Source organism: Streptomyces lichenis (assembly GCF_023218175.1).
GTDB classification, from domain to species: Bacteria; Actinomycetota; Actinomycetes; order Streptomycetales; family Streptomycetaceae; genus Streptomyces; species Streptomyces lichenis.
Map to the genome: position 1 here is coordinate 1 of NZ_JALPTH010000027.1, position 24,862 is coordinate 24,862.

Here is a 24,862-nt window from a genome sequence, read left to right on the forward strand (position 1 = left end):
GGGGGACGGGGGAGAGAACGGGGGAGACGGGGGAAGACCGGCGGCGCCGGGGTGGTGGGGCTCTTGGGGGAGAGCCCACCACCCCGGCGCCGCCGTTCGCGGTGTCCACCGCCGTTCGCCGACTCCGCCGCCGTTCGCGGTCCCGGGCCGGGGCCGGGGTCAGTGGCCGCTGACGCGGCCGTGCAGGAGGAGGGACAGGGCGCCGTGGACGTCGTCGAGTGAGCGCTGCGGCTGGAAGGCCTGCCAGTCGAGCGCGGCCACCAGCACCATGCCGACCAGCGCCGCGGCGGTGAGCGGGATGTCGATCTCCTCGCTCAGCTCGCCCGCGGCCACCCCGTCCCGCAGCACCGTCTCCACCACCGCGACCGCCTCCTGACGGACCACCAGCAGGGTGGACTGCCAGGCCCGGTTGGTGCGCCACAGCTCGGCCACGTACAGCTGGGTGAAGGCGGGGTAGCGGTGGATGAAGAGCAGCCCGGCGCGGATCATCGCGTCCAGCGCCTCCACCCGGGTCCCGCCCCCGGCCACCGTGTCCTCGGCGGCCTGGCGCAGGGAGGCGGTCAGCAGCCCCACTCCGTGCCGCAGCAACTCCTCGAACAGCTCGCTCTTGCTCTTGAAGTTGTAGTAGACGGTGCCCTTGGCCACCCCGGCGCGTTCCGCGATCTCGTCCACGGTCGTGGCCGAGAAACCCTGCTCGGCGATGAGGGTCACGGCGGCCTCGTACAGCTTGGTGCGGGTGGCCTGCCGTCTGGTGCTGCTGCGGGTTTCCATGGTGTCGATTCTCACAGGCTCAGCTCGGGGTGCAGCTTGTCCAGGGTCCACACCTGGCGCCGGTGGGCGGAGATCGCGGTCAGCGCCAGCGCACCGGCGGTGAACGCGGCGAGCACCGCCGAGGCCGTCCAGACCGGCTCCATCCCGCCGCCGCTGATCAGCCGGCGCAGCGCCTCGACCACGTAGGTCATCGGCAGCCAGGGGTGGATGGCGTTGAAGAAGCCGGGGCTGGTCTGCACCGGGTAGGTGCCACCCGCGGAGGTCAGCTGGAGCATCAGCAGTGCCAGCACCAGGATGCGCCCGGCGGCCCCGAAGCGGGCGTTCAGCCACTGGATGATCGCGGCGAAGCAGCAGGTCACCAGGGCGAGGAAGCCCATGGTCGCGGCGGACCTGGCCATCTCCAGGCCGAGCCCCCAGTGCAGTACCGACATCAGCGCGGCCACCTGGACCAGCCCGATCGCGGCCACCGGCAGCCAGCCGGCCAGCGCGATCCGCCAGGCCGCGGCCCCGGCGGCGAGCGCCCGCCGGTTGAGCGGCTGGATCAGCATGTACGCCACCATGGCGCCCACCCAGAGGGAGAGCGGGATGAAGTACGGGGCGAAGCCGGTGCCGTAGTTGGGCGCCTTGTACAGCGACTGCGAGGCGAGCTTCACCGGGTCGGCCATCACCTCGGTACGCCGGTCCCGCTCGTCCTTGCCGTAGTCCGGGATCTTGCCCACACCGTCGTTGAGCCCGCCGGCCAGCTCGGTCGAGCCGTCCACCAGCCGGAACATCCCGCTGTCCAGGTCGCCCGCGCCCTGCTTGAGCCGGCCGACTCCACTGTCCAGGTCGGCCGAGCCGGACTTGGCGGTGGCCAGCCCGCCGTAGAGGGCGCCCGCACCGTCGGCCACCTTGCGGGCGCCGTCGTTGAGCTCGTTCACCTTGGTGACCGCGTACGCCAGGTCCTCGTCCAGGTGCGGGGCGCGCCGGGCGAGCGCCTGGGCCTTGGTCTGGACGTCCTTCAGCTGCGCGTCCAGCTTCCCGATGTCGCCGTTCGAGTCCTTGGCCAGTTCGTGTACGTCGTCGGCGACCCGCGCGGTGTCGGCGGCCGCCGTCTTGGCCTTGGCCAGCTTGGGGCAGACCTGGGCGTCGACGTCGGCCTGGGTGAGGCCCTCGGTCACCGGTACGCCGGGCACCTCGGGGAGCTGGCCGCCGGTGCCGGCCGACTCGCCCGTACCGGCGGTGGCGCTCGGGCCGTCCGCGCCGGGGGTCTTGCCGGTGCCGGTGCCGCCGGTGATGGCCTTGGCCTTGCCGAGCAGGGTCTTGTCGACGCACAGCTCCCGGTACACGGTGTTCAGGTCGTCGGAGGCCTTATGGGCGTTCTCCCGGCCGGTGGGCCCCCACTTCACGATCAGGTCGAGGTTGTTCCGCAGCCCCTGCGAGAAGTCGGCGACCATCTGGGCGGACCGGCCGATCTGCGCGCCGTTGTCCTTGAGGTACGGGCGGGCCTCGCCGGCCGCGCGGTTGACCCGGTCGGCGAGCAGCTGGGTGCCGTCGGCCACCTGCCGCGAGCCGGACGTCAGCTCGGCGGCGCCGGAGGTGAGCCGGGTGATGCCGCCGGCCAGTTCGCCACTGCCCTTCTTGGCGTCCGTCAGCCCGTCGGAGAGGTCTTTGGAGCCCTTCTTCGCCTTCTCGGTGCCGTTCTTGAGGTCGTCGGCGCCCTGGGCGGCCTTCTCCGTGGCGTCGTGGATGTCGGAGAAGGAGATGAAGATCCGGTCCAGGAAGGAGCGGGACGACTTGGTGGAGGCGGCGGTGCGGATCTCGGAGAACACCGTGCGGGAGATCTGGCCGACGATGTAGTTGTTGGAGTCGTTGGTCCGCACCCGCAGGGCCCCGGTCTCCGGGGAGTCACCGGAGCTGGAGGCGATCCGCTCGCTGAAGTCCTTCGGCATGGTCAGCGACAGGTAGTAGCGGCCCTCCTCGACGCCCTCCCGGGCCTCCTCGTCGCTCACCTCGTGCCACTCGAAGACCTTGCTGTCCCGCAGGTTCCTGGTGATCTCGTCGCCCGCGTTGAGCTTCTCACCACCGGTCTTGGCGCCCTTGTCCTCGTTGACCAGCGCGACCGGCAGCTTGTCCAGCCGGCCGTACGGGTCCCAGAACGACCACAGGTACAGCGCGCCGTACAGCAGCGGCAGCAGCAGGATGGCGACCAGCGCGGCGCGCGGCAGCTTCCCGCGGCCGAACCGCCTCAGCTCAAGCGCGGCCAGTCTCGGCGAACGCATCGGCCGCCCCCTCCTCGTCCTGGGTCTGTGTCTTCTGGGTCTGCTGCGACTTCTGGGTCTGGTGCGGCTCTTGCGGCTGCGGACGCGGCTCGGCTTCGGTGTCCTCGGCGCCTTCCGGGACGGCCGCGGCCTTCGGCGCCTCCGCCTTCTCCGGCTGTGCCGCCTCTTCCGGCGTCGGTGAGGCGTCGGTGCGGCCGGTGTCCGGCCGGTCGGTCACGGTACGGACGACCAGGGCGTCGGCGGGCGCCTCGCTGCACACCGCGAGCACCGTGATCCCGGACGCCGCGATGGACCGCAGCAGCTCCCAGGCCGCCTCGCGGTCGGTGCCGGAGAGCTTCAGGTCGGTGTCGTCCACGGCGAGCAGACGCGGCTGCGCCATCAGCGCGAGGGCGAGGGACAGCCGCAGGCCCTCCAGCCGCTCCAGGTCCCGTACGGAGGTCCGCTCGCCCTTGGGCAGGGCGGCGGGGTCGAGCCCGGCGGCCTCCAGGGCGGCGGTGACACGGGCGCGGGCGGCGGCCCGGGTGGCGCGTGGCCGCAGCAGGTCGAGCGGGGAGCCGGTGAAGTGGCGCTGGAGCAGGGCCCGTTCACGCAGGTGCTCGGCGACGGTGAACGCCGGGTCGAGGTCGCTGACTCCGCACACGGGGCCGAGCGCGCTGATCCGCCGGACCTTGCCCATCTTCTTCGGCAGTGGCACCCCGCCCACCTCGGCGTGGCCCGCGGTGGCGCGCATCCGGCCGGTGAGGGCGAGCAGCAGGCAGGTGCGGCCGGAGCCTGACGGCCCCTCGATGGCCACCAGCGCCCCGGCCGGTGCCGCCACGTCCACGTCCTGGAAGGCCCAGCCGCGCGGACCCTTCAGTCCGAAGCCCCGGGCGACGACCGTCGCACCCGGCCCCGAGTCCGCCCCCGACTCCGCCCCCGGGTTCGGTCCCGACTCCGGCTTCGCGTCCCGCTTTTCACCGGTCCGCGCCGATGGGCCGCCGCCCCTCTTCACCAACGTGCCGCGCGTACCGCGTATGCGGCCGCCTCCGGTCCGTCCCGCCACCGGCCTGCACCCCCACCCCTTTTTGAACTGACTGGTCAGTCCAAAAACTACTCCGAACGGGGAGTTGAGGCAAAACCGCTGGTCAAGGTGGATTGTCAGTGGGGGCGGGCACGATGGACACAGTCGGCCACAGTGCCGTCACACGACGACAGGAGGTTCGTCATGTCCGCTGGTTCCCGCGCCACGGCGAACGATGTCCATCCGGTGGTACGCCGCTCCACGGCGCCGCCCGCCGCCCTCGACCTCCTCGCCCAGGCCCACGCCGGGCTGGACGAGGCCGCCGTGCTGGAGACGTCCAACGAGCGGTACGCCGCGGCCCATCTGGCCGCGCTGCGCACCGCCGCCGCCGTGCTGGCCGCCCGCGGCCGCCCCGAGACCACCGCGCGCGGGCGGCAGCGGATCCGCAGCGCCTGGGAGGTGCTGCCCGAGTCGGCGCCCGAGCTGGCCGAGTGGAGCGCCCTGTTCGCCTCGGGGGCGGACCGGCGGGCCCGGGCCGAGGCGGGCATAGACGGCGCGGCCGACCGCCGCGAGGCCGACGACCTGATCCGCGACGCCGGGCGGTTCCTGCGCATCGTGGAGCGGCTGCTGCGACCGGAGCCGGTGGCGCCGCGCCCGGTGCCGGCGCCGCGCGGGGGAGCCGCCCAGGACGGGTGATCGGACCAGGCCCGCAGGCCATAGGGTGGGGGAGTCCGCAATCTGTCCCGAGGAGTCAACTGCCGTGTCGGACCCCCAGCGCCCCCGCGCCTCCCTCCGTACCGCCGTGGTGTGGGACGTTCTGGCGGAAGCCCTCGACCGCCGGGTCAAGGCCGCCGGCCAGGACAGCCTGGACGTCCTCGACACCGGCGGCGGCAGCGGCAACTTCGCGGTGCCCGTGGCCGCCCTGGGCCACCGGGTCACCGTGGTGGACCCCAGCCCCAACGCGCTGTTCGCGCTGGAGCGCCGGGCCGCCGAGGCCGGGGTGGCCGACCGGGTGCGCGGCGTGCAGGGCGATGTACACGGGCTGTTCGACGTGGTCGAGCGCGGCGGCTTCGACGCGGTGCTCTGCCACGGTGTCCTGGAGTACGTGGACGACCCCGCCGAGGGCGTGCGCAACGCGGTCGCGGCGCTGCGGCCCGACGGCATCCTGAGCCTGCTGGCCGCCGGACTGGGCGGCGCCGTGCTGGCCCGGGCGCTCGCCGGGCACTTCACCGAGGCCCGCCGCGCCCTGGAGGACCCGGCCGGCCGCTGGGGCGAGGGCGACCCGGTTCCGCGCCGTTTCACCGCCGAGCAGCTGACCGAGGCCGCGCGGGCGGCGGGCGTCGAGGTGGGGGCGGTGCACGGGGTGCGGGTCTTCGCCGACCTGGTGCCCGGAGTGCTGGTCGACACCGAGCCGGGAGCCGTGGAAGCCCTGCTGAAGCTGGAGGCGGCCGCCGCCGAGCTGCCCGCCTTCCGCTCGGTCGCCACTCAGCTGCACGTACTGGGCGAACGCCGGGGCTGACCCTCACCGCGCCCGGCGACCGGCGCCGACCTGCGGCGCAGCCGCACATGGAGTACGCCACACGCCACCCGTGCGGGCCCGAAGCCCCGTATGATCGAGGGACACCACTCGGGCATGACGGAACGCAGGACGGGGAACCACAACCTCACCGGCCGTACCGGCATGGCGGTCCCAGCGGTGAAAGGCACGAGGGCGGGTTTCACGGGGGCGATTCCCTGCCTATCCTGGAAGGGCCGCATACCGGTCGCCCCCAGCGACCGACGACGAGGAGGACTCCGTGCCGCTCTCGGAGCACGAGCAGCGCATGCTCGAGCAGATGGAGCGAGCGCTGTACGCCGAAGATCCCAAGTTCGCGACAGCGCTCGAGGGAAGCGGGCTGCGTACGTACACCCGGCGACGGGTCTACCAAGCGGTCGCAGGCTTCCTGGTGGGTATCGCCCTCCTCATGGCCGGAATGGTCGCCCAGCAGATCTGGATCAGCGTGGTGGGCTTCCTCGTCATGCTGGGGTGCGCGGTCCTCGCGGTCACCGGATGGCGCAAGGCCCCCAAGCCCGGCGAGGCCCAGGCCGCGCCCGGCCAGGGCCGGCAGCAGGGCGGCGGAGGCCGGCAGTCCCGGCAGCGCCGCTCCATGATGAACCGGATCGAGGAGCGCTGGCAGCGCCGCCGCGACGAACAGGGCCAGTGAGCCCGGGGCGCGCACCACGCCGGTGACGACCCCCGTCGGTGCGGGGTGTGGACGGCTTCCGTCCGTACGGCCCTCGGCACCATGACTTCGCCTGTGGGGCGGCCACTTCGGTGGCCGCCCCACAGACGTGTGCGCCCACGCTCACCGACCGCGCCGCCGGGGACGCGGCGAGGGTGAGCGAAGCCTCCCGCGCGGGCGGGGCACAGACAGCCGCCGGAGGAACGGTGCGCACCCGTGGGCCCCGGGTGCCCACCGGCCTGCGCCGGGGGTGCCCACCGGCCTCCGCCCGAGGGCGCAGCGGCCTGCGCCGGGGGTGCCCACCGGCCTCCGCCCGAGGGCGCAGCGGCCTCCGCCGGGGGTGCCCACCGGCCTCCGCCCGAGGGCGCAGCGGCCTCCGCCGGGGGTGCCCACCGGCCTCCGCCCGAGGGCGCAGCGGCCTCCGCCCGGGATGCCCACCGGCCTCCGCCCGGGTGCCCACCGGCCCACGCCCGAGTGCCCACCGGCCTGCACCCCGCCCGAGGGTGCGCCGGAGCAGGCTCATCAGGCTCGTCCCGGTGCACCCTTCCCGCGTCCTACCCCCGGCGGCGGCCCGGGAGGGCCAGGGGGCGGGTGGCGGTGGCCAGGCGGGCGGTCAGGCGGCGGCGGGTGCGGGACCAGCGGGCGGCCAGGGCCCGGCGGCGGTCGGACAGCGCCCACAGCACCCGGGCCGAGGACCGGGGCAGGAGCAGGGCGCGTATCCGGGTGCCGCGGTCGGCGGAGGCGGCCAGTCCGGTGCGGACCCGGGCCGCGTCGTCCGCCAGGGAGCCCGCGGGGCGCGGGTGCGGGGCGTAGAGGACCTGCTCCACCGCACCGGCCAGCCGGTGCGCCGCGGCCGCCGGTTCGTCCTCCAGGCGGCCCTGGCGGACGATCCGCTCGGCCGCCCGGCGCGGGGTGAGGGCGCCGTCCGGTGGGATGCCGTGGTCCCAGGCGGCGTCCTCCACCTCCTGCCACACGGCCAGGGTCCGGGCGGCCGCGTCCTGCTCGGTGCGCCCGGCGGAGCCGCCCAGCCGCCGCGCCCGTATCCGGATCCGCCACAGCAGGGGCAGCAGCGCCAGGATGACGAGCAGCGCCACCCCGGCCGCGATCGGCAGGACCGGCCACCAGGGGAAGCCGGAGTCGGCGGCCGGTGCCGCGTCCTGCTCCTTCTCGGGGCCGCAGCCCGCGATCCCGGTCACCCCGGGCGGGCAGCTCTCCTCCCGCTCCGGGGCCCGGGACGGCACCGCCGCCTCGGACTCCTCCGGCCGGACCGGGACCGGGGCCTCATCCGCCGGGGACACCGCCCGGGTGTACTCCGGCACGCTGCCCCGGGACGGCGTCGGCTCGAAGCGGGTCCAGCCCACGCCCTCGAAGTACAGCTCCGGCCAGGCATGGGCGTCCCGGATGCCGACCGACATCAGACCGCCGGACTGCGAGGTGCCCGGGGTGAAGCCGACCGCCACCCGGGCCGGGATGCCCAGCGTCCGGGACATCGCCGCCATGGCGAAGGAGAAGTGGACGCAGAAGCCCTCGCGCTGCTTGAGGAAGCGGGAGATGGCCTCCACGCCGGTGCCGGAGGAGACCTTCACGTCGTAGCGGAAGCCGCCCTCCGAGGTGAACCAGTTCTGGAGCCTCACCGCGCGCTCGTAGTCGTTGGCCGCGCCCCGGGTGACCTCCAGCGCGGTGTCCTTCACGTCGGCGGGCAGCGAGTCCGGCACCGCCGTGTACTCACGGCGCAGCTCCTCGGGCGCCGGCGCCGCGGCGGCCAGCTGCTCGCGGGTCGGCTCGGTCACCAGGCTGCGCACCATGTACTTCTCACCCTGCGCCGTCTGGCCCTTGTCGCCGACGATCAGCCGGCCGGCCGGCTCGAACCGCCAGCGGCCGTCGATGTCCACCCGGGAGGCCGGGAACGGCATGGGCAGCCAGTTCGGCTCGAAGTAGTCGCTGACGACCAGGTTGGTGGTGACCTCCCGGGTGGCGACCGCCCCGCTCAGCCCGTCGGGGCGGGGCAGCACCTCCGGCACGTCCTCGATGCCGCGCCGGGAGGTGCGCCAGGTGGTGCCGTCGAACTCGTCCATGGCGACCATGCGCAGATACATCCCGGAGGTGTCCTTCGCGTTGGTGGCGTAGCGGATCACCTCCCGGTCCTCGGGCTGGACCAGGTTGTCCTGGAGCGACACCAGCGGGTTGACCGCCGAGATGGTGCCCCCGCCGCCGGAACCGCCCTGGCCGCCGACCCCGCCCAGCAGCCCCCCGTCCAGCGACGGCAGCGCGGCCGGCACCGCCAGCGCGGCGCCCAGCGCCAGCACACCGATCCGCCGCCCGAAGCGCACCGGCGGCCCGGTGCGGCCCGAGAACGGACCGGAGCCGCCGGCCGGCCGCGCGGACTCGGCGCCGCCCAGCACCCGGCCCCAGCCGGCCAGCCGGTCGCGCCCCTCGGCCAGCAGGAGCAGCAGATAGCCGCCCGCCGCCAGCAGGAACCACATCCAGACCGCCTCGCCGCCGGACAGCCCCGCGGCGACCGAGTACAGCGCCAGCAGCGGCAGCCCCGCGGGAGCGGCGGTGCGCAGGGTCACCGCCAGCGCGTCCACCACCAGCCCCACCAGCAGCACCCCGCCGACCAGCATCAGCCGGATGCCCTCCGTCGGCGGCGCCGGTATCGCGTACCGCCCCACGTCCTCCGCACCCTCGGTCAGCAGGGCGCTCCACCGGGCCACCACGTCCGGCCCGGGCAGGAATCCGGCGACCGCCCGGTCCCGGGCGAACACCACGGTGAGCAGCAGCAGGACCACCACGCCCTGCGCGGCCACCGTGAGCACCCGGGCCGCCGACAGCAGCCGCACCAGCACACCGGTGGCGGAGACCACGGCCAGCAGCGCCGCCGCCTCCAGCAGCCAGCTTTCCGAGGAGATCAGCGGCAGCAGGGCACCCGACGCCAGCAGCGTCGCCGCGTACGCCGCGAGCACCAGCCGCACCCGGCCCCTCATGACCGACCTCCCCGCGTACCGCCGGGAACGGAGCCGACGGAAGCCGGTCCGCCCGCGGTCGAAGACGCCGAGGACGCCGAGGACGCCGAATACATGGAGGACGCCGGGGACGCCGCCGGGCCGCCCAGGCCGCCCGGGCCCAGGTGCCGCCACAGCTCGGCCAGGGCCGCGCCGGGGGGCACCGCCACCGCCGACCAGCCGGCCTCGTTCAGCGTGCGCAGCCGCTCCGCGAGCGCGTGGCCGCCGGTGCCGCCGTGCGCCCAGGCGCCGCTGTCCAGCACGAACGCCACGGCGCCGCCGCCGCGGTGCCGCATCCGGGCGGCCACCGCCGCCTGCTCCTCGTCCAGATCGCCCACGAACGCCACCAGAAGCCCCTCACCGCCGCCGCGCAGCGCGTCGTACGCCCGGGACAGCCCCGAGCCCTCGGAGTGGTCCAGCACCGCGAGGGTGTCCAGCATCAGCCCGGCCGCCTCCGCGGAGTCTTGCGCCGCGGCGGCGAAGCCGTCCACGCTCTCCGACGGCAGCGCGTTGCCCTCGTCGGTGAGCAGCCGCACCGCGAAACCGCGCCCCAGCATGTGCACCACCGCCGAGGCCGCCCCGGACACCGCCCACTCGAACGCCGAGCCCGGCCCGGCGCCCCGGTAGGCGGTCCGCCGGGTGTCCAGCAGCACCGTGCAGCGGGCCCGCTGCGGCTGCTCCTCCCGGCGCACCATCAGCTCGCCGTGCCGGGCGGTGGAGCGCCAGTGCACCCGGCGCAGGTCGTCGCCGTGCCGGTAGCCGCGCGGGATCACGTCGTCCTCGCCGGCCAGGGCCAGCGAACGCTGCCGCCCGTCGCCGTACCCCGCGCCGTCGCCGGCCAGCCGCACCGGCGGCAGCGGCTCGGTGCGCGGCACCACGATCAGGTCGTCGTGGGCACTGAACGCCCGGGTCAGCTCGCACATCCCGAACGGGTCGCTCAGCCGCAGCTGGAGCGGGCCCAGCGGATAGCGGCCGCGCAGGTCGGAGCGGACCCGGTAGGACACCTCGCGCCGGCCGCCCGCCTCCACCCGCTCCAGCACGAAGCGGGGCCGGGGCCCGAGGACGTAGGGCACCTGGTCCTGGAGCATCAGCAGACCGGTGGTCACCCGGGAGACGTTGTCCAGCCGCAGGTGCACCCGGGCCTCCTCGCCGGCCGCCACCCGCCGCGGCGTCAGCCGCCGGGCCGCCGCCACCTGGTGGCGGGTGCGGTACAGCACCGCGGCGCACACCAGCGGCAGCACCGCGAGCAGCACCCCGACCCGCAGCAGGTCGCTCTGGCCGAGGACATAGGCGCACACCCCGGCGGCGATCCCGGCCGCCAGGAAGGACCGCCCGCGCGTGGTCAGCCCGCGCAGGGCCGTCCGCAGCCCGCCGGGCGCCCCACCGGCCCGGGTCCCATCGGCCCGGGTCCCGTCGGTCGGGGTCCCGTCGGTCCGGGGCTCACCCGTCTGCGACTCACCGGTCCCGGCCGCATCCGTCACGGCCTCACCGGCCCGGGCGGCGGAACTCCGGCGTGCGGCCGCCATCACGGCCGCCGCGCCCCGGGGTGCTGCCGGCCGAACAGCGGGGCCGCCGGCGGCGCCGCCGAGGGCACCGGGGTGCGCTGGACGATCTCGTGCACCACCTGCTCGGAGGTGCGCCGGTTCAGCTGGGCCTGGGCGGTCGGCAGCAGCCGGTGCGCCAACACGGCGGAGGCCAGCGCCTGCACATCGTCCGGCAGCGCGTACTCCCGGCCGTCCAGGGCGGCGGACGCCTTCGCGGCCCGCAGCAGATGCAGGGTGGCCCGCGGCGAGGCGCCGAGCCGCAGGTCGGGGTGGGTCCGGGTGGCGGCGACCAGCTCCACCGCGTACCGCCGCACCGCCTCCGCCACATGCACCCCGCGCACCGCCTCCACCAGCTTGAGCACCTCGTGCGCGTGCGCCACCGGCTGGAGGTCGTCCAGCGGGGAGAGAGCCCCGTGCACATCGAGCATCCGCAGCTCCGCCTCGGGGCTCGGATACCCGATGGAGACCCGGGCCATGAAGCGGTCCCGCTGCGCCTCCGGCAGCGGATAGGTGCCCTCCATCTCGACCGGGTTCTGGGTGGCCACCACCATGAAGGGGCTGGGCAGCTCGTAGCTCTGCCCGTCGATGGTGACCTGCCGCTCCTCCATCGACTCCAGCAGCGCCGACTGGGTCTTGGGGGAGGCGCGGTTGATCTCGTCGCCGATCACGATCTGCGAGAAGATCGCGCCCGGCTTGAACTCGAAGTCGCGGCGCTGCTGGTCGTAGATCGACACTCCGGTGATGTCCGACGGCAGCAGGTCCGGGGTGAACTGGATGCGTCGCACCGAGCAGTCGATCGACCGGGCCAGCGCCTTGGCGAGCATGGTCTTGCCCACCCCGGGAACGTCCTCTATGAGCAGATGTCCCTCGGCCAGCAGCACGGTCAGCGAGAGCCGAACGACCTCGGGCTTGCCCTCGATCACGCTCTCCACCGAGCGGCGGATCCGGTCCGCCGTGGTGGTGAGATCGGTGAGGCTCGCTCGGTCGTCGTAGGTCGTCACACGGCCCTCCTCGGCCCGTCCATGGGCGGGTGCGAGGCTGACGGCACCGGCCCATCCAGAAACACGGACACCGGACCCGGATCACTCGAAGGGCGGTGCCTTTCGAGCATTCTTGTTGCCCTGGCCCGTCCGTGTCACTCGCCTGTGGACAACCGCGGGCGATTTGCCGGGTGCGCCGTGTTTGCGGTGGCTGGAACGGTCACCCGACCTGGGAGCGTTCCTGTGCCGAAGGCCCGGTCCGATGATCGGACCGGGCCTTCGGGAGGCCGTGTACCGGCCGCCGGCTCAGACGGCCGGGGTGATCTCGCGCAGCAGGCCGGTCTTCACGTCGAAGACGAAGCCCCGCACATCCTCGGTGCTGATCAGGAACGGCGAGGTGCGCACCCGCTGCATCGACTGGCGCACGTCCTGGTCCACGTCCCGGAACGCCTCCACCGCCCAGGCCGGACGCTGCCCGACCTCGCGCTCGATGTCGTGCCGGAAGTCCTCGGTCAGCTGCTCCAGGCCGCAGCCGGTGTGGTGCACCAGCACCACGCTGCGGGTGCCCAGCGCGCGCTGGCTGATGGTGAGCGAGCGGATCACGTCGTCGGTGACCACACCGCCGGCGTTGCGGATGGTGTGGCAGTCGCCCAGTTCGAGGCCGAGGGCGGCGTGCAGGTCGAGACGGGCGTCCATGCAGGCCACCACGGCGACCTTCAGGACCGGCCGGGCGTCCATGCCGGGATCGGTGAACTCGCCGGCGTAGGACCGGTTGGCTTCGACGAGGCGGTCCGTGACCGTGCCGGCGTCGGGTGCCGCGGAGGGAGCGGAGTGCGCGGAAGCAGGAGTCGACATGGCACAGACGTTACTGGTCAGCCCGGCGGGCAGCGCGGTGTGGGATGCGGACAAAGAACCTCAACGCGCCCCCGCTGTGAGCCAACACACAGGACGCACGGAGGTGAGCGGGGGCGCACACCGGGCGCGCGGCCCGACGGGGCCGGACCGGGTGAGGGGCGGCCGCCACGCGAGAGGCGGTTGATTGACCGTGCGGGGCGGTGGACTAGAGTGACGCGCAGTTCTTACGGAGACAATCGAGCGAATCCCAGCGAATCCGCGGTTTCTCCCCCGCGTGCGCGGCGATACGCACGGCTCGGCTCCCGCTCGCCGGACCGGCCGACCCTTCCGGCGCCGGCCACGGGCTCCCTCGGGCGCCGACCCGCAGGCGTAACGGCCGGGCCCGATCCCTGAGAGGGCGCTGTGACCCCCCCGTCCCGACATGTCCCGGTGATGCTCCAGCGGTGCCTGGACATGCTCGCCCCCGCGATGGGGCGCCCGGGCGCCGTCGTCGTCGACTGCACCCTCGGCCTCGGCGGGCACAGCGAGGCGCTGCTCACCCGCTTCCCCGAGGCCCGGCTGGTCGCGCTGGACCGGGACAAGGAGGCGCTGCGGCTGGCCGGTGAGCGGCTCGCCCCCTTCGGGGAGCGCGCCACCCTGGTGCACGCCGTCTACGACGAGCTGCCCGAGGTCCTCGGCCGGCTCGGCCTGCCCCGCGTCCAGGGCGTCCTGTTCGACCTCGGCGTCTCCTCCATGCAGCTGGACGAGGCCGACCGCGGCTTCGCCTACGCCCAGGACGCCCCGCTCGACATGCGGATGGACCAGACGGCCGGCGTCAGCGCCGCCGAGGTCCTCAACACCTACCCGGCCGGCGAACTGGTCCGCATCCTGCGCGCCTACGGCGAGGAGAAGCAGGCCAAGCGGATCGTCTCGGCGATCGTGCGCGAGCGCGAGAAGGAGCCCTTCACCCGCAGCGCCCGGCTGGTCGAGCTCATCCGCGAGGCCCTGCCGCAGGCCGCCAAGCGCACCGGCGGCAACCCCGCCAAGCGCACCTTCCAGGCCCTGCGCATCGAGGTCAACGGCGAGCTGTCGGTGCTGGAGAGCGCCGTCCCGGCCGCCGTCGCGGCGCTCGCGGTGGGCGGGCGGATCGCCGTCCTGTCGTACCACTCCCTGGAGGACCGGCTGGTCAAGCAGGTCCTCTCGGCCGGCGCCGCCACCACCGCGCCGCCCGGACTGCCGGTCGTCCCCGAGCAGTACCAGCCCCGGCTGAAGCTGCTGACCCGCGGCGCCGAACTCCCCACCGAGGAGGAGATCGCCGAGAACCGGCGCGCCGCCCCGGCCCGGCTGCGCGGCGCCGAGCGGATCAGGGAGGACCATCGGTGAGCGCCCCTGACGGTGAGGCGGAGTAAGGAGGAGCGGTGACCACAGCTGGACCCCTCGGGGGGCGGGCCGGCCGGCTGGCGCGGCTGCTGCCGTCCGGACCGAGCACCGCCGCGCGTACCCCCTTCGTCCTGCTGGTGGTGGTCCTGCTCGGCGGCGGGCTGATCACCCTGCTGCTGCTCAACTCCTCGCTCAACCAGGGCTCGTTCGAGCTCAGCGAGCTGAAGAAGCGGACCACCGGGCTGACCGACGAGGAGCAGGAGCTCCAGCGCGAGGTCGACGGCCGCTCCGCCCCCGACGCGCTGGAGCGCCGGGCCCGCCAGCTCGGCATGGTGCCCGGTGGCAGCCCCGCCTTCCTCGACCCCGACGGCACCGTACGGGGCAAGCCCAGCCGGGCCACCGCCGAACCGTCCCCGCCCCCCGCCGACCCGGCCGCGCTCCCGGGTACCGGCGGCCCCGCGGCCCCGCCGGGCGCCGCCACCGCCCCGCAGACCGGCGGACAGCGCCCGGTGCCGGCCCCCGGCGCCGCACCGGAGCAGCCCGCACCGGACCCACCCGGCCGCCCCCAACCCGTAACGCGGCCACCCGGCGCCGCACCCCCGCCCGGCGGGACGCCCGCGCCAGGGCAAGGCCCCGCCCCGTCCGCCCTCCCGACCACGCCCGGCAGGTGACGCAGTGCCGACCACCCAGCCCCCGCGCCGCCGGGTGCCCGCCCCGGCCCGGGCGCCCCGCCCGGCCGCCCGCCGGCCCCGGCAGGGGCGCCCCGGCACCCTGCGGCTCGGCAACCCGCGGCCCCGGCTGCGGCTGGTCAGCCTCGGACTGACCCTGGTCATGCTGGTCTTCACGGTCCGGCTGCTCCAGGTGCAGGCGCTGGACGCCGACGCCTACGCGGCCAAGGCCGAGAAGAACCGCTACCAGGAGATCACCCTCTCCGCCGAGCGCGGCGAGATCACCGACCGCGCCGGGGTGGCCCTCGCCACCAGCGTCGACGCCTACGACATCACCGCCGACCCCAAGATGTTCACGCCCAAGGAGGCCAAGGCCCCGGACGCGCCCGAGCAGGCCGCCGCGCTGCTCGCCCCGATCCTCGGCCTGGACTCCGGGGAGCTGGTGAAGAAGCTCAAGGCGCCCGGCTCCCGCTACGCGCTGCTCGCCCGCCGCCAGACCCCGCAGGTCTGGAACCAGATCCGGGACCTGAAGAGCGTCTACGCCCGCAAGGCCCGCGAGGGCAAGGCGAAGGGCGGCAGCGGGGTCAGCGTGCTGGCCGGCGTCTTCAACGAGCCCAGCAGCAAGCGGGTCTACCCCAACGGGGCGCTGGCCGCCGGGATACTGGGCTATGTCAACGCCGAGGGCCGCGGCGGAGGCGGCCTGGAGTCCATGCTGGACGAGCAGCTGGCCGGCCGGGACGGCAAGGCCAAGTACGCGCAGTCCGGGGGCCGCCGGGTGCCCACCGTGGGCGCCAACGAGACCCCGGCCGTGCCCGGTTCGGACATCGAGCTGACCATCGACCGGGACATCCAATGGGCCGCCCAGCAGGCCATCAGCCGCCAGGTCGAGGAGTCCGCCGCCGACCGCGGCTATGTCGTCGTCCAGGACACCCGCACCGGCGAGGTGCTGGCCATGGCCAACTCGCCCGGGTTCGACCCCAACGACCTCTCCCAGGCCGACTCCGCCGCCATGGGCAACGCCGCCCTCCAGGACGCCTACGAGCCGGGCTCCACCGCCAAGGTGATGTCCATGGCCGCCGTACTGGAGGAGGGCGCCGCCACCCCCTCCACCCATGTCACCGTGCCCAACCGGCTGCACCGCGGCGACCGGCTGTTCAAGGACGACATCGACCACCCCACCTGGTACCTCACCCTCAACGGGGTGCTGGCCAAGTCCAGCAACATCGGCACCATCCTCGCCACCGGCCAGCTGGGCAAGGACCAGGCCGAGTCCAACCGGATCCTCCACTCCTATCTGCGGAAGTTCGGCATCGGCCGGCCCAGCGGACTCGACTACCCGGGCGAGACCCCCGGCATCCTGGCCGCCCCGAAGAAGTGGTCCACCTCCCAGCAGTACACGATCCCCTTCGGCCAGGGCCTGTCCGTCAACGCCATGCAGGCCGCCTCCGTCTACTCCACCATCGCCAACGGCGGCCGGCGCATCGAGCCGACCCTGGTCCGCGGCACCCGCGGCGCCGACGGGCGCTTCACCCCGGCGCCCGCGCCGAAGAAGACCCGGGTGGTCAGCGAGAAGACCGCCACCACCCTGGCCGCCATGCTGGAGTCGGTGGTCGACGACCGGGAGGGCACCGGCACCAAGGCCGCCATCCCCGGCTACCGGGTCGCCGGCAAGACCGGCACCGCCAACCGCGTCGACCCCGAACTCGGCCGCTACAAGGGCTACACCGCCTCCTTCGCCGGCTTCGCCCCCGCCGACCAGCCCCGGCTCACCGTCTACTGCGCCATCCAGAACCCCACCAAGGGCAGCTACTTCGGCGGCCAGATCTGCGGCCCCGTCTACCGGCAGGTCATGGAGTTCGCCCTCAAGACCCTGTACATCGCACCGACCGGCAAGCAACCCCCGCACATGCCGGTCACGTTCGAACCCGGCCAGTGAGCCGGGCGGGAGCCACCAGTGACAACCCTCACCCCCCGATCAACCGACCAGCCCGGCGACGACGCCCGCGACACCCCGGCCGGCCGGCCCTCCGCCGCCCCCGCCGGAGGGGCCCCCGGCCACGCCGCCCCGGCGCCCTCTTTTGGCCCGATGCCGCCCCCGCCCGGTACGCTCACCGCCGTGCCACACGCTGATCAGTCCCGAACCACCCCCGCGGACGTGCCCGCCACCCGCCCCGGAGCGCCCCGGCCGGACCGCACCCGCCCCGTACCCCTGGGCGAACTCGCCGCGAAGCTGGGGACGACGGCCCCCGGCGACGCCCAGGTGACCGGCATCACCCACGACTCCCGGGCGGTGCGCCCCGGAGACGTGTACGCCGCGCTGCCGGGCGCCCGCGCGCACGGTGCCGACTTCGCCGGGCAGGCCGCCGACCTGGGCGCGGTCGCCGTGCTCACCGACCCCACCGGCGCCGAACGGGCCGCCGCCACCGGGCTGCCGGTGCTCGTCACCGAGCAGCCGCGCGGCCGGATGGGCGAGCTGGCCGCCGACATCTACGGCCGGCCCGGCGAGGACCTGCTGCAGATCGGCATCACCGGCACCTCCGGCAAGACCACCACGGCCTACCTGGTCGAGGGCGGGCTGAAGGCGGCCGGCCGGTCCACCGGGCTGATCGGCACCGTCGAGATGCGCATCGGCGACGAGCGCATCAAGTCCGAGCGCACCACCCCCGAGGCCACCGACCTCCAGGCGCTCTTCGCGGTGATGCGCGAACGCGGCACCGAGGCGGTCGCCATGGAGGTCTCCAGCCACGCCCTGGTGCTCGGCCGGGTCGACGGCTGCGTCTTCGACGTCGCCGTCTTCAACAACCTCAGCCCGGAGCACATGGAGTTCCACTCCGGCATGGAGGACTACTTCCAGGCCAAGGCGCAGCTGTTCACCCCGCGCCGCTCCCGCCGAGGGGTCGTCAACCTCGACGACGAGTACGGCCAGCGGCTGGTGAAGGAGGCCTCCGTGCCGATCACCACCTTCTCCGCGGAGGGCCACCCGGACGCCGACTGGCGCGCCGAGGACGTGGAAGTGGGCGCCACCGGCTCCACGTTCACCGTCGTCGCGCCCGACGGCCGGCGGATCTCCGCCGCCGCCCCGCTGCCCGGCCCGTTCAACGTGGCCAACACCCTCGCCGCGATCACCGTCCTCGCGGTGGCCGGAATCGACCCCCAGACCGCCGCCGACGGGGTGGCCGCCGTACCCGGCGTCCCCGGCCGGCTGGAGCGCGTGGACGCCGGGCAGCCCTATCTGGCGCTGGTCGACTACGCGCACAAGACCGACGCCGTCGAGTCGGTGCTGCGCTCGCTGCGCAAGGTCACCGAGGGCCGGCTGCACATCGTGCTCGGCTGCGGCGGCGACCGCGACACCACCAAGCGCGGCCCGATGGGCGCCGCCGCCGCGCGGCTCGCCGACACCGCCGTGCTCACCTCCGACAACCCCCGCTCCGAGGACCCCCTCGCGATCCTCGCCGCCATGCTGGCCGGCGCCGCCGAGGTGCCCACCCACGAACGCGGCGACGTGATCGTGGAGGAGGACCGGGCCGACGCCATCGCCGCCGTCGTCGCACGTGCGAAGCCCGGCGACACCGTGCTGGTCGCCGGCAAGGGCCACGAGCAGGGCCAGGACGTCGCCGGGGTCATCCGCCCCTTCGACGACCGCGAGGTCCTGCGCGACGCCATCCAGGCGCATTCCCAGACCCCCGCTTCACCCCACCCGAACACCCAGGGATGACCTAGTGATCGCCCTCTCCCTCGCCGAGGTCGCCACCCTCACCGGCGGGCTGCCGCACGACATACCGGACCCGGAGCTGAAGGTCACCGGTCCGGTCGTCATCGACTCCCGCAAGGTCGGACCCGGCTCGCTGTTCGCCGCCTTCGCCGGTGAGAACGTCGACGGCCACGACTACGCCCGCGGCGCCGTGGACGCGGGCGCCGTCGCCGTGCTCGCCACCCGGCCGCTCGGCGTGCCCGCCATCGTCGTGGACGACGTGCAGAGAGCCCTCGGCGCGCTCGCCCGCGCGGTCGTCGCCCGGCTCGGCACCCGGGTGGTCGCGCTGACCGGCTCGGCCGGCAAGACCAGCACCAAGGACCTCATCGCCCAGGTGCTCCAGCGCAAGGGCCCCACGGTCTGGACCCCCGGCTCCCTCAACAACGAGATCGGCCTGCCGCTCACCGCGCTCACCGCCGACGCCACCACCGAGCACCTGGTGCTGGAGATGGGAGCGCGCGGAATCGGCCATATCCGCTACCTCACCGAACTCACCCCGCCCTCCATCGGGCTGGTGCTCAACGTCGGCTCCGCCCACATCGGCGAGTTCGGCGGCCGCGAGCAGATCGCCCAGGCCAAGGGCGAAATGGTCGAGTCCCTGCCGGCCGCCGAGGACGGCGGCACCGCCGTCCTCAACGCCGACGACCCCCTCGTCAAGGCCATGGCCTCCCGCACCAAGGCCCGCGTGCTGCTCTTCGGCGAGGCCGACGAAGCGGACGTACGGGCCGAGAACGTGCACCTCAGCGACGCCGGGCAGCCCTCGTTCCGGCTTCGGACACCCACCGGGTGCAGCGACGTGACCTTGCGCCTGTACGGTGAGCACCACGTGTCGAACGCGCTCGCCGCGGCCGCCGTCGCCCATGAGCTGGGCATGTCCGCCGAGGAGATCGCCACCGCGCTGTCCGGGGCAGGCACCCTCTCCCGCTGGCGTATGGAGGTCACCGAGCGTCCGGACGGTGTGACGATCGTCAACGACGCCTACAACGCCAACCCCGAATCCATGCGGGCCGCGCTGCGCGCGCTGGTGGCCATGGGCCGGGGGCGCCGTACGTGGGCGGTGCTCGGCACCATGGCCGAGCTGGGCGACGAGGCGCTCGCCGAGCACGACGCGGTCGGACGGCTCGCCGTCCGGCTCAATGTCGGCAAGCTCGTCGCGGTCGGGGGCAGGGAAGCGTCCTGGCTGCAACTGGGCGCATACAACGAGGGTTCGTGGGGTGAGGAGTCGGTGCACGTGTCCGACGCACAGGCGGCGGTCGACCTGCTGCGCAGGGAACTGCGTCCGGGAGACGTCGTGCTGGTGAAGGCGTCCAGGTCGGTCGGTCTGGAGCGGGTCGCCCAGGCGCTGCTGGAGACCGCCGAGGGCGAGGTTGCCGGCCGATGAGGCAGATCCTCTTCGCGGGGGCCATCGGGCTCTTCCTCACCCTGATCGGCACCCCGCTGCTGATCAAGCTCCTGGCCCGCAAGGGATACGGGCAGTTCATCCGCGACGACGGCCCGCGCACCCACGGCAGCAAGAAGGGCACGCCCACCATGGGCGGCATCTCCTTCATCCTCGCCACCCTCATCGCGTACGCGCTGGCCAAGGTCATCACCGGCGGGGAGGTGTCCTACTCCGGCCTGCTGGTGCTGTTCCTGATGGCCGGCATGGGCCTGGTCGGCTTCCTGGACGACTACATCAAGATCGTCAAGCAGCGCTCGCTGGGCCTGCGGGCCAAGGCGAAGATGGCCGGCCAGCTGATCGTCGGCATCGCCTTCGCGGTGCTGGCGCTCCAGTTCGCCGACACCCGCGGCCAGACCCCGGCCTCCACCAAGCTGTCCTTCATCACCGACTTCGGCTGGTCCATCGGCCCGGTGCTGTTCGTGGTGTGGGCGCTGTTCATGATCCTCGCCATGTCCAACGGCGTGAACCTGACGGACGGTCTGGACGGCCTGGCCACCGGCGCCTCCGTGATGGTCTTCGGCGCGTACACCTTCATCGGGCTGTGGCAGTTCCAGGAATCCTGCGCCAACGCCCTGGAGCTGACCAACCCCAACGCCTGCTTCGAGGTCCGCGACCCGCTGGACCTCGCGGTGGTCGCCTCCGCGCTGATGGGCGCCTGCTTCGGCTTCCTGTGGTGGAACACCTCACCCGCCAAGATCTTCATGGGGGACACCGGCTCGCTCGCCCTCGGCGGCGCGCTGGCCGGCCTCGCGATCTGCTCCCGCACCGAGCTGCTGCTCGCGCTGCTGGGCGGCCTGTTCGTGCTGATCACCCTCTCCGTCGTCATCCAGGTCGGCTCCTTCCGGATGACCGGCAAGCGGGTCTTCCGGATGGCGCCGCTCCAGCACCACTTCGAACTCAAGGGCTGGTCCGAGGTCCTGGTGGTGGTCCGGTTCTGGATCATCCAGGGCATGTGCGTCATCGTGGGCCTCGGCCTCTTCTACGCGGGATGGGCAGCCGACAAGTGAGCACCACCTCCTGGCAGGGCAAGCACGTCACCGTCGCCGGCCTCGGCGTGAGCGGCATCCCCGCCGCCCGCGCCCTGGCCGGCCTCGGCGCGCGGGTCACGGTCGTCAACGACGGCGACGACGAGCGCTCCCGTACGCAGGCGGAAGAGCTGCGGGCCGAGGGCATCGCGGTACGCCTCGGGGACGGCGACACCCTGCCGGAGGGCACCGAACTCATCGTCACCGCCCCCGGCTGGCGCCCCGGCAAGCCGCTGTTCGCCGCCGCCGAGGCGGCCGGCGTCGAGGTGTGGGGCGATGTGGAGCTGGCCTGGCGGCTGCGCGGCCCGGACGCCGCGCCCTGGCTGGCGGTCACCGGCACCAACGGCAAGACCACCACCGTACGGATGCTGGCCTCCATCCTCGAGGCCGCCGGGCTGCGCACCGCGGCCGTCGGCAACATCGGCGTCTCGCTGCTGGACGCCGTGCTCGGCGAGCAGGAGTACGACGTGCTGGCGGTCGAGCTGTCCAGCTACCAGCTGCACTGGGCGCCCTCGCTGCGCGCCCACTCCGCGGCCGTGCTCAACCTCGCCCCCGACCACCTGGACTGGCACGGCTCCATGGAGGCGTACGCCGCCGACAAGGGCCGGATCTACGAGGGCAACACCGTCGCCTGCGTCTACAACGCCGCCGACAAGGCCACCGAGGACCTGGTCCGGGAGGCCGACGTCGAGGAGGGCTGCCGGGCCGTCGGCTTCACCCTGGGCACCCCCGGGCCGTCGCAGGTCGGCATCGTGGACGACCTGCTGGTGGACCGGGCGTTCGTGGAGAACCGGCAGCAGCAGGCCCAGGAGCTGGCCCAGGTCTCCGACGTGAACCCGCCGGCCCCGCACAACATCGCCAACGCGCTCGCCGCCGCCGCCCTGGCCCGCGCCTTCGGCGTCCCGGCCGGCGCGGTCCGCGAGGGGCTGCGCGCCTTCCGGCCCGACGCCCACCGCATCGAGCACGTCGCCGACGTGGACGGCGTGGCCTATGTGGACGACTCCAAGGCCACCAACACCCACGCCGCCGAGGCCTCCCTCGCCGCCTACCAGGGCATCGTCTGGATCGCCGGCGGCCTCGCCAAGGGCGCCACCTTCGACGAACTGGTCCAGCGCTCCGCGCCCCGGTTGCGCGCCGCCGTGCTGATGGGCGCCGACCGCGCCCTCATCCGCGAAGCCCTGGCGCGACACGCCCCCGAGGTCCCGGTGGTCGACCTCGACCGGACCGACACTGGGGCGATGTCCGAGGCGGTCGCCGAGGCCGCCCGGCTCGCCCGGACCGGGGACACCGTGCTCCTCGCCCCGGCCTGCGCGTCGATGGACATGTTCACCGACTACACCAAGCGGGGCGAGGCGTTCGCGGACGCCGTCCGCGCACGCTCCGCCGAGCGCGCCTGAGAGCCCGGCCGCCCGGCCGCCGCGGCCAGGGCGCCGGGACACCACCGGACCGGACACCACCGGAGGGGACAGCGACCATGCGGGCCGACCACACCGCGTACCCGCCCCGCTGGGCGGGCATCGTCCTGCGCGGCCGCACCGCCGGAGCACGCACCCCCGCCACCGTCCGCCGCCCCCGCCGCCCGGCCCCCGGCCGGCCCCCGCGCGGCGGCGGGCTGCGCGCCGCCTACGAGCGGGCCCGGCGGGCCTGGGACCGGCCGCTCACCGCGTACTACGTGATCCTCGGCGCCAGCCTGCTGATCACCGTCCTCGGGCTGGTGATGGTCTACTCGGCCTCCCAGATCCAGGCGCTGAACTTCTCGCTGCCCGACTCCTACTTCTTCCGCAAGCAGTTCCTGGCCGCCGCGATCGGCGCCGGGCTGCTGCTCATGGCCTCCCGGATGCCGGTCCGGCTGCACCGGGCGCTGTCCTACCCGCTGCTGGTCGGCGCGGTCTTCCTGATGGTGCTGGTGCAGATCCCCGGGATAGGGCACGCGGTCAACGGCAACCAGAACTGGATCTCCCTCGGCGGCCCCTTCCAGCTCCAGCCCAGCGAGTTCGGCAAGCTGGCGCTGATCCTGTGGGGCGCCGACCTGCTCGCCCGCAAGCAGGACCGGCGGCTGCTGAGCCAGTGGAAGCACATGCTGGTGCCGCTGGTCCCGGTCGCCTTCCTGCTGCTCGGGCTGATCATGCTCGGCGGCGACATGGGCACCGCGATCATCCTCACCGCCATCCTCTTCGGGCTGCTCTGGCTGGCCGGGGCGCCCACCCGGATGTTCGTCGGGGTGCTGCTGGTGGCCGCCGTGCTCGGCGCCGCCCTTATCGGCACCAGCAGCAACCGGATGGCCCGGCTCGGCTGCATCGGCGCCGCCGACCCCGGGCCCGGCGACGCCTGCTGGCAGGCCGTGCACGGGATCTACGCGCTGGCGTCCGGCGGATGGTTCGGTTCCGGACTCGGGGCGAGTGTGGAGAAATGGGGCCAACTCCCCGAACCGCACACCGACTTCATTTTCGCCATCACCGGGGAGGAACTGGGACTGGCGGGGACGCTGTCGGTGCTCGCCCTGTTCGCGGCTCTAGGCTATGCGGGTATCCGCGTGGCCGGACGCACGGAGGACCCCTTCGTGAGGTACGCCGCGGGAGGAGTGACCACCTGGATCACGGCCCAGGCCGTGGTCAACATCGGTGCGGTGCTCGGGCTGCTGCCCATCGCCGGCGTCCCCCTCCCGCTGTTCTCCTACGGGGGCTCCGCCCTGCTGCCGACCATGTTCGCCGTCGGACTGCTGATCGCCTTCGCGCGAGACGAGCCGGCGGCGAGAGCGGCCCTCGCCCTGCGCCGGCCCCGGCAGGGCGGCCGGGCCGGGGTGAGTTGGAAGTCGATGCGACGGCGCGTCAAGAAGCGTCCGTCCGGAGAGCGGTGAATTTCGGTGCATGTCGTACTCGCCGGTGGGGGGACCGCCGGCCACATCGAGCCGGCGCTCGCCCTCGCGGACGCCCTGCGCAGGCAGGACCCCACCGTGGGGATCACGGCCCTCGGTACCGAGCGCGGCCTGGAGACCCGGCTCGTGCCCGAACGGGGCTACGAGCTGGCGCTCATCCCCGCCGTGCCGCTGCCCCGCAAGCCCACGCCGGAGCTGATCACCGTCCCCGGCCGGCTGCGCGGCACCATCCGGGCCGCCGAGCAGGTGCTGGAGCGCACCAAGGCCGACTGCGTGGTCGGCTTCGGCGGCTACGTGGCCCTGCCCGGCTACCTCGCCGCCAAGCGGCTCGGCGTGCCGATCGTGGTCCACGAGGCCAACGCCCGCCCCGGGCTCGCCAACAAGATCGGCTCCCGGTACGCGGCCGGGGTCGCCGTCGCCACCCCGGACAGCAAGCTGCGGGGCGCCCGCTACATCGGCATCCCGCTGCGCTACTCCATCGCCACCCTGGACCGGGCCCGGGTCCGCCCCGAGGCGCGGGCCACCTTCGGGCTCGACCCCAACCTGCCGACCCTGCTGGTCTCCGGCGGCTCCCAGGGCGCCCGCCGGCTCAACGAGGTCATCCAGCAGGCCGCGCCGATCCTCCAGCGCTCCGGGATCCAGATCCTGCACGCCGTCGGCCCGAAGAACGAACTGCCGCACGTCGAGAACATGCCTGGGATGCCCCCGTACGTCCCGGTACCGTATGTGGACCGGATGGACCTCGCGTACGCTGCGGCCGACATGATGCTCTGCCGCGCGGGCGCGATGACCGTCGCCGAACTCTCCGCCGTCGGGCTCCCCGCCGCGTACGTCCCGCTGCCCATCGGCAACGGCGAGCAGCGGCTCAACGCCCAGCCGGTGGTCAAGGCCGGCGGCGGACTGCTGGTCGACGACGCCGAGCTGACGCCCCAGTGGGTCCAGGGCAACGTCCTGCCCGTGCTGGCCGACCCGCACCGGCTGTACGAGATGTCCCGCTCGGCCGCCGAGTTCGGCCGCCGGGACGCCGACGAGCTGCTCGTCGGCATGGTCCGCGAGGCGATCGCCGCCCGCCGGGGCTAGCCCCGGTCGGCCGCACGCAGGAGGAGGC

At 74.1% G+C, this 24,862-nt stretch carries 19 protein-coding genes; 12 read left to right on the forward strand and 7 right to left on the reverse strand.

Annotated features, from left to right (window positions below; genetic code table 11):
* Positions 1–159: 159 nt before the first annotated feature.
* From M1O15_RS24095 to M1O15_RS24105, 3 genes are read right to left on the reverse strand one after another with little or no spacing between them, the layout of a single operon-like run.
* The gene (locus M1O15_RS24095; protein WP_248636243.1) at positions 160–771 is read right to left on the reverse strand and encodes a TetR/AcrR family transcriptional regulator; all 612 of its coding nucleotides are present in this window, start codon (positions 769–771) and stop codon (positions 160–162) included.
* A gap of 11 nt (positions 772–782) precedes the next feature.
* A complete protein-coding gene (locus tag M1O15_RS24100) occupies positions 783–3,032 on the reverse strand; it encodes a YhgE/Pip domain-containing protein (protein WP_248636244.1) in 2,250 nt (749 codons plus the stop codon).
* Positions 3,004–3,888 carry an ATP-binding cassette domain-containing protein gene (locus M1O15_RS24105; protein ID WP_248636330.1) on the reverse strand — a complete coding sequence of 295 codons (885 nt, stop codon included), beginning with the start codon at positions 3,886–3,888 and terminating at the stop codon, positions 3,004–3,006. Before M1O15_RS24105 ends, M1O15_RS24100 begins: the two co-directional genes overlap by 29 nt.
* Positions 3,889–4,236: 348 nt before the next feature.
* Between M1O15_RS24105 and M1O15_RS24110 the strand changes: the two genes are divergently transcribed.
* The 3 genes from M1O15_RS24110 (at position 4,237) to M1O15_RS24120 (ending at position 6,236) form a co-directional block, all read left to right on the forward strand.
* On the forward strand, positions 4,237–4,728 hold the full coding sequence (locus M1O15_RS24110) for an SAV_6107 family HEPN domain-containing protein (protein WP_248636245.1): 492 nt from the start codon (positions 4,237–4,239) through the stop codon (positions 4,726–4,728).
* A gap of 64 nt (positions 4,729–4,792) precedes the next feature.
* Positions 4,793–5,551 carry a methyltransferase gene (locus M1O15_RS24115; protein ID WP_248636246.1) on the forward strand — a complete coding sequence of 253 codons (759 nt, stop codon included), beginning with the start codon at positions 4,793–4,795 and terminating at the stop codon, positions 5,549–5,551.
* Positions 5,552–5,828: 277 nt separating this feature from the next.
* A complete protein-coding gene (locus M1O15_RS24120) occupies positions 5,829–6,236 on the forward strand; it encodes an SCO2097 family morphological protein (protein WP_248636247.1) in 408 nt (135 codons plus the stop codon).
* 572 nt (positions 6,237–6,808) lie between these two features.
* Here M1O15_RS24120 and M1O15_RS24130 read toward each other — a convergent pair.
* The 4 genes from M1O15_RS24130 to M1O15_RS24145 all read right to left on the reverse strand — a co-directional run bounded on the left by M1O15_RS24130 (position 6,809) and on the right by M1O15_RS24145 (position 12,635).
* Positions 6,809–9,238, reverse strand: coding sequence for a transglutaminase TgpA family protein (locus M1O15_RS24130; protein ID WP_248636248.1), 2,430 nt, complete (start codon positions 9,236–9,238; stop codon positions 6,809–6,811).
* Complete coding sequence (locus tag M1O15_RS24135) at positions 9,235–10,623, reverse strand: DUF58 domain-containing protein (RefSeq protein WP_248636331.1); 1,389 nt, start codon at positions 10,621–10,623, stop codon at positions 9,235–9,237. Before M1O15_RS24135 ends, M1O15_RS24130 begins: the two co-directional genes overlap by 4 nt.
* A 158-nt stretch (positions 10,624–10,781) precedes the next feature.
* Positions 10,782–11,801 carry an AAA family ATPase gene (locus M1O15_RS24140; RefSeq protein WP_248636249.1) on the reverse strand — a complete coding sequence of 340 codons (1,020 nt, stop codon included), beginning with the start codon at positions 11,799–11,801 and terminating at the stop codon, positions 10,782–10,784.
* A gap of 285 nt (positions 11,802–12,086) precedes the next feature.
* A complete protein-coding gene (locus M1O15_RS24145; RefSeq protein ID WP_248636250.1) occupies positions 12,087–12,635 on the reverse strand; it encodes a beta-class carbonic anhydrase in 549 nt (182 codons plus the stop codon).
* Positions 12,636–13,037: 402 nt separating this feature from the next.
* Between M1O15_RS24145 and rsmH the strand changes: the two genes are divergently transcribed.
* The 9 genes from rsmH to murG all read left to right on the forward strand — a co-directional run bounded on the left by rsmH (position 13,038) and on the right by murG (position 24,834).
* On the forward strand, positions 13,038–13,997 hold the full coding sequence (rsmH, locus tag M1O15_RS24150) for a 16S rRNA (cytosine(1402)-N(4))-methyltransferase RsmH (RefSeq protein ID WP_308282393.1): 960 nt from the start codon (positions 13,038–13,040) through the stop codon (positions 13,995–13,997).
* Positions 13,998–14,032: 35 nt separating this feature from the next.
* On the forward strand, positions 14,033–14,665 hold the full coding sequence (gene ftsL, locus M1O15_RS24155; RefSeq protein WP_248636252.1) for a cell division protein FtsL: 633 nt from the start codon (positions 14,033–14,035) through the stop codon (positions 14,663–14,665).
* 4 nt (positions 14,666–14,669) lie between these two features.
* Positions 14,670–16,598, forward strand: a complete 1,929-nt coding sequence (locus tag M1O15_RS24160; RefSeq protein ID WP_248636253.1) for a peptidoglycan D,D-transpeptidase FtsI family protein — start codon at positions 14,670–14,672, stop codon at positions 16,596–16,598.
* An 18-nt stretch (positions 16,599–16,616) separates the two neighbouring features.
* Positions 16,617–18,377 (forward strand): UDP-N-acetylmuramoyl-L-alanyl-D-glutamate--2,6-diaminopimelate ligase, encoded by a 1,761-nt coding sequence (locus tag M1O15_RS24165; protein WP_372499569.1) that lies wholly within the window; start codon positions 16,617–16,619, stop codon positions 18,375–18,377.
* Positions 18,378–18,381: 4 nt separating this feature from the next.
* Positions 18,382–19,794 carry a UDP-N-acetylmuramoyl-tripeptide--D-alanyl-D-alanine ligase gene (locus M1O15_RS24170; RefSeq protein ID WP_248636255.1) on the forward strand — a complete coding sequence of 471 codons (1,413 nt, stop codon included), beginning with the start codon at positions 18,382–18,384 and terminating at the stop codon, positions 19,792–19,794.
* A complete protein-coding gene (mraY, locus tag M1O15_RS24175) occupies positions 19,791–20,861 on the forward strand; it encodes a phospho-N-acetylmuramoyl-pentapeptide-transferase (RefSeq protein WP_248636256.1) in 1,071 nt (356 codons plus the stop codon). The genes M1O15_RS24170 and mraY overlap by 4 nt, the downstream gene beginning before the upstream one ends.
* Positions 20,843–22,276 carry a UDP-N-acetylmuramoyl-L-alanine--D-glutamate ligase gene (gene murD / locus M1O15_RS24180; protein ID WP_248636257.1) on the forward strand — a complete coding sequence of 478 codons (1,434 nt, stop codon included), beginning with the start codon at positions 20,843–20,845 and terminating at the stop codon, positions 22,274–22,276. Before mraY ends, murD begins: the two co-directional genes overlap by 19 nt.
* A gap of 77 nt (positions 22,277–22,353) precedes the next feature.
* Positions 22,354–23,736, forward strand: a complete 1,383-nt coding sequence (gene ftsW, locus M1O15_RS24185) for a putative lipid II flippase FtsW (RefSeq protein WP_248636258.1) — start codon at positions 22,354–22,356, stop codon at positions 23,734–23,736.
* Between the two features lie 6 nt (positions 23,737–23,742).
* Entirely contained in the window at positions 23,743–24,834 is a 1,092-nt protein-coding gene (gene murG, locus M1O15_RS24190; protein WP_248636259.1) for an undecaprenyldiphospho-muramoylpentapeptide beta-N-acetylglucosaminyltransferase, read from the forward strand.
* Positions 24,835–24,862 lie beyond the last annotated feature (28 nt).

Excerpts from the sequence above, each read along its gene's own strand:
- M1O15_RS24110 (WP_248636245.1), top strand. The coding sequence starts at position 4,237 with ATGTCCGCTGGTTCCCGCGCCACGGCGAACGATGTCCATCCGGTGGTA.
- M1O15_RS24130 (WP_248636248.1), bottom strand. The coding sequence starts at position 9,238 with ATGAGGGGCCGGGTGCGGCTGGTGCTCGCGGCGTACGCGGCGACGCTG.
- M1O15_RS24145 (WP_248636250.1), bottom strand. The coding sequence starts at position 12,635 with ATGTCGACTCCTGCTTCCGCGCACTCCGCTCCCTCCGCGGCACCCGAC.
- ftsW (WP_248636258.1), top strand. The coding sequence starts at position 22,354 with ATGCGGGCCGACCACACCGCGTACCCGCCCCGCTGGGCGGGCATCGTC.
- murD (WP_248636257.1), top strand. The coding sequence starts at position 20,843 with ATGGGCAGCCGACAAGTGAGCACCACCTCCTGGCAGGGCAAGCACGTC.
- mraY (WP_248636256.1), top strand. The coding sequence starts at position 19,791 with ATGAGGCAGATCCTCTTCGCGGGGGCCATCGGGCTCTTCCTCACCCTG.
- M1O15_RS24100 (WP_248636244.1), bottom strand. The coding sequence starts at position 3,032 with ATGCGTTCGCCGAGACTGGCCGCGCTTGAGCTGAGGCGGTTCGGCCGC.
- M1O15_RS24095 (WP_248636243.1), bottom strand. The coding sequence starts at position 771 with ATGGAAACCCGCAGCAGCACCAGACGGCAGGCCACCCGCACCAAGCTG.